Raw genomic sequence first — 374 nt, forward strand, 5'->3', positions numbered from 1 at the left:
CAACAGGAGAAAGTAGTTACGGGAAAAATCACCGATGAAGCCGGTGATCCGGTTATTGGTGCCAACATTATTGAAAAAGATGTCGTAAGTAACGGAACAGTTACTGATATAGACGGCAATTTTTCGCTGAAGGTAAAATCAAATGCAACGATAACCATTTCTTACATAGGTTATGTGGAACAGGAGATACTAGTGGGGGACAGGAGTTTTTTCAGTATTGTACTGAAAGAAGATACCAAAACCCTGGATGAGCTCGTAGTTGTCGGGTATGGGACACAGAAAAAGCTCAATCTTACAGGTGCCGTCGCATCTGTTTCGGGCGATGTGCTGAGTGATAGGCCTATAGGCAATATTGCGCAGGGGTTGCAAGGGGT

General features: G+C 44.1%; 1 protein-coding gene. It reads left to right on the forward strand.

All coding sequences use genetic code 11. From position 1 onward, the window contains the following. Nucleotides 1–374 (forward strand): carboxypeptidase-like regulatory domain-containing protein (locus tag B3Z75_RS01770; RefSeq protein WP_294067130.1); only part of this gene is annotated, 374 nt, incomplete at both ends.

It is taken from the genome of Proteiniphilum sp. UBA1028 (assembly GCF_002316955.1).
In the GTDB taxonomy this organism is placed as follows: Bacteria; Bacteroidota; Bacteroidia; order Bacteroidales; family Dysgonomonadaceae; genus Proteiniphilum.